The sequence below is a fragment of the Flavobacterium sp. genome (assembly GCF_020217025.1).
GTDB lineage: Bacteria > Bacteroidota > Bacteroidia > Flavobacteriales > Flavobacteriaceae > Flavobacterium.
The window spans coordinates 1-10,000 of record NZ_JAIWOF010000090.1 but is presented as its reverse complement, the minus strand read 5'-3'; the positions used below and the strand labels follow the sequence as shown (position 1 = coordinate 10,000).

Here is a 10,000-nt window from a genome sequence, read left to right as displayed (position 1 = left end):
TTGTAAAAGATATTTCGGGTTATAATGTGGAAAATTTCAAAAAGGTTTGGTTAGAAAAGCCAGGATTTGAAATGGAAATCGCTCAAAAATACCTTTCTAAAAACAAATTCATTCAAGATTATTTTACTTTGAAGAAAAGTAAAAAATCATTAGCCGAATTAACAGAAATTCTAAAATCAGATGCGTATTATCCAATTAAACAATACATTGTTTATCAAACGCGAAATATTCCTTTTGAAGAACGAAAAGTCATTTTAGAAACTGCTTTGGCAACAAATGATATTTTGGTAAGAAGAGCCGTTGCGGAATCCACATCTGTAATTCCAGAAGCTTTTAGATTTCAATATGAAACATTGTTAGAAGATAATTCCTACCAAACGAAAGAAATAGCTTTAACTAATCTTTGGAAAAACTTTCCTGATGAACGTTTACGTTATTTAGAACAGACAAAAGAGATCGTTGGAAATAATGATAAAAGTTTCCGCTTAACTTGGTTAGCTTTAGCAATGAATACGGAAAATCTGCCGGAGCAAGTGAAAGTTACTTCGTATAATAAATTGTTAGATTTTGCTTCAGAAAACTATGAAAGTTCCGTGAGACAGAACGCTTTAGAATTGTTATTACAACTAAATTCAAATGATGAAAAAGTAATTGAATTATTGTTTAAAGCAACGGTGCATCACAAGTGGCAGTTCACTAAGTTTGGAAGAGATAACGTTCGTTTATTACTCAAAAAACCAGAATACAGAACAATAGTTGAAAAATTAGCGTCGACTTCGGATGTAACTATGAAAGAGTTGTATTTGAAATTTTTAAACGAAAAATAAAAAAATCCCGAGCTACAACTCGGGATTTATATTTAAAATACTCTTTTCAATTCTTCTTTCAAAAAGCTAATTGCAATATTACTTGGCGCTTCGGTTTCTGTTAGTTCTAACATGATGGCTTCTCTTAGTTTATCGGCATCAGCAACATCTTCTCTAAGTGCATTTTTTCGAATCATTTGCACCGTACTGTTTTTAGCTTTCAATATGATATCCCAAGTTTCTGAGGTTAAATAAATTTGTTGCGTTAAATTATGCTCAAATTCAGTTTGAATATGGTGCGATAATAAAGTTGCATAATCATCTTTACTTTTGCTAATTGGAGCTACACGAAGTAACAATTGTGTTGGGTTAATTCTTTCCAACAACAAAACCATTCGCTCATACGCTTGCAAACGAATAGGTAACGCTTGTTTTTGATTTTCTCTTAGTAATTCAAATTTGCGTTTACTTTCTTCGCTGTTATAAAATTTTTGCATCATTACAAAAGCTACACCACCCGTAATCAAAGCAGGTAAGGTATAAGCAGCAATTTCTAATAATTTATCTTCGATTGTCATTTTAAATAGATTTAAATATGTCGCAAATTAAGATTAAAATTATTAAAATTCAAATAGGTTTAGGAACACAGATTTGAGAAATTAAAGAAATGGTTAAAATTAAATCTTAAATTCAAAAATGAGTTGCTCAATTTTTCTATGTTATCTATGTTAAGTAAAACGTCCGAAGCTTCGGACTAAAATCAACAAAAAGTAAATCTATTGTCTCTATGTGTTTAAATATTTCTCTCACTTTAAGCACAAAATAAAAACTTGTAAAAACACTTACCAAAGTGTATTTTTGTAAATTAGTTAAAAGTTATCGAATCCTATGAAAGAAATGCAGCGATATATCAGCCAATTAAACGAAGCACAGCAAGCACCTGTATTGCAGAAAGACGGCCCCATGATTGTAATTGCGGGCGCGGGTTCTGGAAAAACGCGTGTGTTAACCGTTCGTATAGCTAACTTGATGAGTCAAGGTGTAGATGCATTTAATATCTTGGCCTTAACTTTTACCAACAAAGCCGCACGTGAAATGAAAAAACGTATTGCAGATATTGTTGGAAATAACGAAGCCAAAAACCTTTGGATGGGAACTTTTCACTCGGTTTTTGCTAAGATTTTAAGAAGTGAAGCCGATAAATTAGGTTATCCATCGAATTTCACGATTTACGATTCGCAAGATTCTTTACGTTGTTTGGGAGGCATCATCAAAGAAATGCAATTGGATAAAGACATTTACAAACCAAAGCAAATCTTAGGTCGTATTTCATCATATAAAAACTCACTAATCACAGTAAAAGCCTATTTCAATAATCCCGAGTTACAAGAAGCGGATGCCATGAGCAAAAAACCTCGTATGGGTGAAATTTATCAGCAATACGTAGAGCGTTGTTTTAAATCGGGTGCGATGGATTTTGATGATTTACTATTGAAAACCAATGAATTATTGAATCGTTTTCCAGATGTGTTAGCGAAATATCAAGATAGATTTCGATACATTTTAGTAGATGAGTACCAAGATACGAATCACTCACAGTATTTGATTGTTCGAGCCTTATCCGATAGATTTCAAAATATTTGTGTGGTAGGTGATGATGCACAGAGTATTTATGCGTTTCGAGGTGCGAACATCAATAACATTTTAAATTTCCAGAAAGATTACGAAAACGTGCAATTGTATCGTTTGGAACAAAATTATCGTTCGTCTAAAAATATCGTAGAAGCTGCGAATAATGTAATCGATAAGAATAAAACCAAGTTAGATAAAATCGTTTGGACATCGAACGATGATGGACCAAAAATAAAAGTTCACCGAAGTTTAACTGATGGAGAAGAAGGTCGTTTTGTTGCAGCAACTATTTTCGAACAGAAGATGCAAAACCAAATGCTGAACGGACAATTTGCAATTCTATATCGTACGAATGCGCAATCTCGTGCTATGGAAGATGCGTTGCGTAAACGCGATATTCCGTATCGAATCTATGGTGGTTTATCGTTCTATCAACGTAAAGAAATTAAAGACGTTTTAGCCTATTTGCGTTTGGTAATTAATCCAAAAGATGAAGAAGCCTTAGTTCGTGTTATTAATTATCCAGCAAGAGGAATTGGTGATACTACGGTTGAGAAATTAACAGTTGCTGCCAATCATTACAAGCGTTCTATTTTTGAAGTGATGGAACATATTGATAAAATCGATTTGAAACTAAATGCAGGAACAAAAGCAAAATTGAATGATTTTGTGACGATGATTAAGAGTTTCCAAGTTATCAATGAAAATCAAGATGCGTTTTTCTTAACTGATCATGTTACGAAGAAGACAGGATTAGTTCAAGAGCTTAAGAAAGACGGAACTCCAGAAGGAATTGCTAAAATTGAAAATATAGAAGAATTGCTAAACGGTATAAAAGACTTCACCGAAGGACAAAAAGAAATCGACGGAGCAAGAGGTGCGTTAGCCGAATTTTTAGAAGACGTAGCTTTAGCTACCGATTTAGATAAAGACACAGGTGATGACGATAGAGTAGCTTTAATGACGATTCACTTAGCCAAAGGATTAGAGTTTCCTCACGTGTTTATTGTGGGATTAGAAGAAGACTTGTTTCCAAGTGCGATGAGTTTGAATACTCGTAGCGAATTAGAAGAAGAGCGTCGTTTATTCTACGTAGCCTTAACTCGTGCCGAACATCAAGCGTATTTGACGTATGCGCAATCGCGTTACCGTTGGGGAAAATTAGTAGATAGCGAACCATCGCGTTTTATTGAAGAAATTAACGATCAATATTTAGAATATTTGAATCCAGTAGATTCAGGTTATCGTTACAAACCGGTTATGGATATTGATGTTTTTGGCGATATTGATAAATCGAAATTAAGATTAGCAAAGCCAACCGCAGGAACACCACCAAAATATTTAACGCAAGACCAACCAAGTCCAACGGCAAATATTAGAAGACTGAAACCTGTTTCAAGTAACTCAGGAAGTTCTAATGTTGTCGATGCGAATTTAAACGTTGGAAATATCGTAATGCACGAACGTTTTGGAAAAGGACAAATCGTAAATATTGAAGGAATAGGTGCCGATAAAAAAGCCGAAATTCGTTTTGATGTTGGCGGATTAAAGAAGTTGTTGTTGCGATTTGCGAAGTTGGAAGTTATAGGATAGAAGTTTTTAGATTAACTTGAAACAAAAAATAAGATGTCAGAAATCATAAAAATATACGAAGACAAACCAAGCGAAGCTGCTATTAAAAAAGTAGTTGAGGTTTTACGAAATGGTGGATTAGTTATTTATCCAACAGATACCGTTTATGGTCTTGGTTGTGATATTACCCATTCTCGTGCGTTAGAGAAAATTGCCAAAATCAAAGGCATTAAATTAGAAAAAGCCAATTTTTCTTTCGTTTGTTCCGATTTGAGTAATCTTTCTGATTATGTGAAACAAATTGATACTTCTACATTTAAAATTTTAAAACGCGCTTTACCTGGACCATACACGTTTATTTTACCAGGAAATAACGATTTACCAAAAGAATTCAGAAAAAAGAAAACCGTTGGTATTCGTGTTCCTGATAACAACATTGCTCGTGAAATCGTAAAACTTTTAGGAAACCCTATTGTTTCAACCTCAATTCACGATGAAGATGAGGTAATTGAATATTCAACCGATCCAGAATTAATCTTCGAAAAATGGAATAATAAAGTAGATTTGGTTATCGACGGTGGTTATGGTGATAATGTAGCTTCAACTATTATTGATTTAACTGGTTATGAGCCTGAAGTAATTCGTGAAGGAAAAGGGAGTTTGGATGTTTTGTAAATTCATTCACTTTTAAATTTAGCTCATTCACTATTATTTTTTTAGAATATTGAAACGTAATTGTGACTTTTGAAATGAATTTTAAATCTATCATAAATGTCATTATTTAAAAAGTTTCTAATCTTAACAGCTCTTCCGTTCGTTATTATTTTAGGCGTTTTTATTTTTTCAAAAAATACAACAAACGAATTTAAAGATGTCTTTTTAACTATTTTTTCATTTGGTTTTTTTGTAATTATTGCCTTTAATTCCGTTTATGTTTCTGATTATTTAAAGAAGCAGAACTATAAATTATTTTCGAAATTATTTTTATCATCTTTAACCACTTTAGTTAGCATTTCTCTTTTTTCATTTGTTTTAAACATTATTTTGCGAGATTCAAATTTTAGATTGACAACTGTTTTTTCGCAGGCAATTCTTGGGATTTGTATTTTTCTTTTAGAATATTTGGTTTTGTATGTTTTAGAAAAAAAAGATAGTTCAATTCTAAAATTTGAAGATAGAAAGCATCACTATTTTGGGTTAGTTTTATCAGTTATCCTTATAGAATTTGCATTGTATTTATTGATTATTTATAGAGATATTAATGATTTGTATGAATTTATATTATTGAATAAGTTCTTAATCATCTATATGATTTTAGTACCTGTTTTCTCACTTTTATTCATTCGATTGTTTGTTTATTTTAAGTTTGATACAATAGCTAACATTTTATTAAGTTCTTTTTGTTCTGTAGTAATTTCTTTTTTTAGTGTTGTAATTTTAGTTTTGAAAGAGTTTAAATTCAATTCAAATCCAGGTGTATATTTAATAATTTACCTTATTGGGCTATTCTCTTCACTTTCAATTTATGCATTTTTATATTACAGAAATCAAATCAGTGAAAGGAAGTTATTAAAACTTCAAAATATTCAGAAAGATGCGCAATATCTAGAACTTAAAAACCAAATTAATCCTCATTTTCTCTTTAATAATTTAAATACTTTAATTTCGTTCATAGAAGTTAATCCATCGAAAGCTATTGATTTTGGTCATAATTTAGCTAATGTTTACAGACATTATTTAAAAAAGCAAGAAGAAGATTTTGTTTCACTTAAAGTGGAATTATTGTTTATAAAAGAATACTTGGAAATTTATAAAGCAAAATTTGAAAATGGATTTAATTTTTCAATTTCTGATGAATTTACAGAAAATCAATACGTGTTATCATCAACAATTCAAGAGTTGATTGATAATGTTTTCAAGCATAATAATTTAGATGAAGAAAATCCAATTGAGATTAAAATTTATATGAAAAATGATCATTTGGTAATTTATAATTCAGTTAACTCAAAAAACAGAACGGATTCAACTAATTTTGGTTTAGTTAATATTAATAAACGATATGAAATTCTAACCAATTCGTCAATTGTTATTATCAATGATAAAAATAGTTTTAGTGTTCAATTGCCAATTTTAAATTTAGAATGACAGCTGTAATTATAGAAGATGAAATTCCTGCAGGAATCAGATTAGAGCGACTTCTGAATCAATATGACTTTGAAGTTTTGGTTATTTTGAATTCTGTAAAAAAGGCAACTATTTGGCTAAAAGAAAACAAACATCCGGATATTGTTTTTATGGATATTAAATTACGTGACGGAAACTGTTTTGAAATTTTGGATAAAATTAAAATTGATTCAAAAATTGTTTTTACCACTGCATTTGATGAATATGCGTTAAATGCATTCAATTATAATTCCATTGATTATCTGTTAAAACCAATTGATGAAAGTAAATTAAATCGATTATTAGAAAAGATTGCAACTTTAAAATCAGGTTTTCATAATGAAATAAGTTGGTCAAATTTTAATGAATCAACTTTTGTTAACTCTTATTTGGTAGCTTCAGGAACACATTTGAAAAAAATTCCAATTCAAGATATTTTATATTTCTTTAGTGAAAACAATGCTACTTTTATTTTTACTAATGAAAATAGACAGTTTTTAATTCCGAAATCATTAGAAAAAATTGAAGGAGAGATTGATAATAACAAGTTTTTCAGAATTAATCGAAAATTTATTATTAATAAAGATTATATTCATCATGTAAAGAATGCTTCAAGAATTAAAATATCATTAAAAAATGTAGAGTTATTCTATTATGAAGTAAGTATTTCAAAAGAAAAGAGGTTTATGCAATGGTTTTCAATATAATGTATGTGTGTTTTATAGCTAATAATTTGTTTTTATCACTATAAAATACTAAATTAGCTTTGCTATTCTCGATTTTAGCCAATTATAAATAAGGTATTCACAGTTTTAGTATAAATTTATTAAAACTATGTGTTTCTTAATTTAATATTTAATTGGTTATTAATAAAAAAATTAAGGATACATTAAGCAGGTCTTTGACCTGCTTTTTTTATTTCCAGTCTGGCATGATGCCATTATCAAATAATTGCAATCTTGAACCTGTTATTCCAATCGAGCATTTAAAAATATTTCTAGCGGATATTCCATCATTTGATGTGCTTACAAAAAGTAATTCGGCTTCGTTTGGAGAATATCGAACTTCTAAATCATTAAATCCTGCAGGTTTTTGAACATTTACTTCTGTTGCTGTATCTGTTAAAAAATCATATTGGAATATTCTTGAATCCAATTGTCGGTAATCAAAACTTTCAAATCCAGTAACATCTCTTGTAAAAACTAATTTGTTATTAGTAACTGATAAATGTAAACCGCTAATTGCTCCCATAGTTCCAGAAATTACATTTTCTACAATTATTCCGTTTGAATTAATTACGTAGACTTCTGTTTCATAACCATATAAATTGTTAACTTTTAACGCAATAATCGAACTATCAATACTCCAATCACATTCTGAAATTAATTTTCCATTGGGTGTTTGAAATATCAATTCTAATCCACTTCCATCAACATTAATTTTGTAGAGTTTGTCAAAATTAGAATAAATCAATTGACTTCCGTTGCTTTTCCAACTAAAATTGTAATAGTCCAAATTAAATCCCGCAGCTGGAATTCCGGCCGTTACTTTAAAAACATCAGAACCATCAGGATTCATTGTATAAATATGAGCTTGTCCGCCAGTGGTTCTCAAAAAAGCAATTTTATTTGCAGGAATATTTTTTCGCGGTCTAAAGCTATTGGTTGCATCAGACGTAATTTGTAATTCATTTCCAGAATCATCAGCAGTAAAAATTACATTGTTGTCCGCAATTTTTCGAGTAAAAAGATAACGTGCATTTGGAAATTCTAATGTTCTAAATGATTGTGTTAAGCTATTTACTTCTGGGTTTATTCCATCAGAAACAGAAACTTGCCAAAAATATTTTGTGCTGTAGTTTAAATCTGTTAAAGTGAAAGAATTACTTGTAATTTCTTCATAAACAATAATTTCGTTTGTAATATCATTTCGAAGGGTAATTTTATAAGTTAGTTCATCATCTTCTGGATCTGTTGATTGCCAGGTTAGATTGATACTTAAGCTTAAATTTTCGGCATTATCTAATGGTGTTAAAAGTTCTGGTACAGTAGGTGATTGGTTAATTTCTTCTATAGGTTCTAATTCAAAAACCAATTCTGTTTCTAAATCTTTTAGTACGGTTCCAGCTTCAAATTTGGCAATAAAACCATCTTTTCTAGCTTCAAAAGCATAATCTCCTGTTGGTACGTTTTCTATTGTAAAATATCCATCTTCATCGGTAAAAACAGCACTTGTATTTGGATTTGATGAAACACGAGCATTTTCAATTGGTTCAAATGTAACAGCTTCTACCACACGACCAGTTACTGTTCCAAAACCAGTTTCATCAATAGTTTCTTCCGAACAAGAATAGGAAAGTGAGAGAATTAGGATAAAAAAACTGAATTTATATATTTTGTACATGATTATTTTGTTGAATTTGAAGTTGCTTCAATGGATAAATCTTTTATGTGTTTTTTAATGGCTTTCTCATCATATTTTTTTCGAGGAAAATAATAGTTTACACTGATGAAAAATCGCCAATAATTATCATCTCTAATTCCCGATGTGATGTTATCAATTTTATCAGATTGTGTAAAGTTTATTTCGCCAAGCATGCGAATTCCTAGATTATCAGTTGCTAAATATTCAACACCTGCTCCTGATTGTATTTTAAAATAAGGTGATTCATAACTAGATGTTGCTCCTAAACCTGTTCCGATGTAGAAAAATGGCGTCAATCTATCATAGGGTAAAAAGAGTACTTCAGTATTCAAATCAAACGAAGTGTGAGCATCTTCAAATTTGTTTTTGTTTTTCATCCAAAATAAATTTACAGAAGTATTAATACTAAACGTTGGCATAATAAAATAGCGCATTCCAGCACGTAACGCGGGTTTCAAAACAGCACTCGGATAGTCACCTTGAATTAATGAACCACCAACGTCTAAGTTGATTCCAAATTTTGCTCTACGCTCTTTAAAATAACGCTTGTAAAGTAGTGTTGATTCTGATTCTTCTTTTTCTTTGTTGTATTCGTTTATAACTTCAGTTAATGTTGAAATAGGTGCATTCGCAGCCCAAATATTATCTTGTATTCCCTCTACAATTAAACCTTCAACCGCTTTTTCAATTGCTTCAGTAACGGCCAATTGCAAAGGTTCATTTTTTGTAAAACCTGTTTCAACTTCTAATAATCTTTTAAATTTTACATAGCGAAATAAACTTGCATCTAAAGATTGTGATAAAATGGTTTTAGATACATAAATTGTTTTTAGAATTTTTCCATTTTGGGTAGAAACTAATCGAAGATAAACCGTTACTCGATCTTGTCTATAACTTGTAGAACTTCCGGCACCAAAATAGCGTGCCCCAAAACCACCAGTTATAATATTAGAATCATACGAAACAATTCCGCCTTCCAATAAAACTCCCGCATAGAGTAGTGGAGTAAGTTGTTGATCTTTAGAATTGGGATCTTTTAAATATTCCTGTCGTGTAGATCTAATGATATTTCTTTCTTGTAAAAGATTGGCTAAATTTTCTCGTTCAATTGGAATAAACCAATTTGAATCTTCAAGTGCTTTTATCAAAATTGAAGTTGAACCTTGTGTAACAGCTGTACTAAAATTACTTCCATTGTCGGAAGGTTTATATTGCCCTGTTTGGTCTCTAAATTTATAAACACCTACAACAATTTGTTCTTTTGGTGGTGGTAACGATTTTAATGAAAGAGTTGCAGGAGTTCCTTCTCCATAAGAAGCTTTTTGAACGGTAACTGGCTGATTAAAATAGGCTCCGCAACTACTTAATAGAGTAAATAAACTGCAACCAACTATTTTTATGCT

At 30.6% G+C, this 10,000-nt stretch carries 7 protein-coding genes and 1 pseudogene; 5 read left to right on the top strand and 3 right to left on the bottom strand.

Translation table 11 applies throughout. The annotated features are described in order from the left end of the window. Positions 1 to 827: pseudogene (locus LDL23_RS04395) on the top strand (M1 family peptidase); the annotation flags it as partial. A gap of 32 nt (positions 828 to 859) precedes the next feature. On the opposite strand, the gene LDL23_RS04390 reads toward LDL23_RS04395, so the two are convergent. Further along, positions 860 to 1,384 carry a hypothetical protein gene (locus tag LDL23_RS04390; protein ID WP_291264622.1) on the bottom strand — a complete coding sequence of 175 codons (525 nt, stop codon included), beginning with the start codon at positions 1,382 to 1,384 and terminating at the stop codon, positions 860 to 862. A gap of 319 nt (positions 1,385 to 1,703) precedes the next feature. Between LDL23_RS04390 and LDL23_RS04385 the strand changes: the two genes are divergently transcribed. The 4 genes from LDL23_RS04385 (at position 1,704) to LDL23_RS04370 (ending at position 6,880) form a co-directional block, all read left to right on the top strand. Next, positions 1,704 to 4,031, top strand: a complete 2,328-nt coding sequence (locus LDL23_RS04385) for an ATP-dependent helicase (RefSeq protein ID WP_291264624.1) — start codon at positions 1,704 to 1,706, stop codon at positions 4,029 to 4,031. A gap of 33 nt (positions 4,032 to 4,064) precedes the next feature. After that, positions 4,065 to 4,685: an L-threonylcarbamoyladenylate synthase gene (locus LDL23_RS04380; protein WP_291264621.1), complete on the top strand. Its 621-nt coding sequence runs from the start codon at positions 4,065 to 4,067 to the stop codon at positions 4,683 to 4,685. Between the two features lie 96 nt (positions 4,686 to 4,781). Next, entirely contained in the window at positions 4,782 to 6,155 is a 1,374-nt protein-coding gene (locus LDL23_RS04375; RefSeq protein ID WP_291264620.1) for a histidine kinase, read from the top strand. Continuing rightward, positions 6,152 to 6,880, top strand: coding sequence for a LytTR family DNA-binding domain-containing protein (locus LDL23_RS04370; RefSeq protein WP_291264619.1), 729 nt, complete (start codon positions 6,152 to 6,154; stop codon positions 6,878 to 6,880). The genes LDL23_RS04375 and LDL23_RS04370 overlap by 4 nt, the downstream gene beginning before the upstream one ends. A 208-nt stretch (positions 6,881 to 7,088) precedes the next feature. Here LDL23_RS04370 and LDL23_RS04365 read toward each other — a convergent pair whose 3' ends face one another. Further along, positions 7,089 to 8,576, bottom strand: a complete 1,488-nt coding sequence (locus LDL23_RS04365; RefSeq protein ID WP_291264618.1) for a carboxypeptidase regulatory-like domain-containing protein — start codon at positions 8,574 to 8,576, stop codon at positions 7,089 to 7,091. A gap of 2 nt (positions 8,577 to 8,578) precedes the next feature. Next, the gene (locus tag LDL23_RS04360; RefSeq protein WP_291264623.1) at positions 8,579 to 9,997 is read right to left on the bottom strand and encodes a CsgG/HfaB family protein; all 1,419 of its coding nucleotides are present in this window, start codon (positions 9,995 to 9,997) and stop codon (positions 8,579 to 8,581) included. Positions 9,998 to 10,000: the final 3 nt, after the last annotated feature.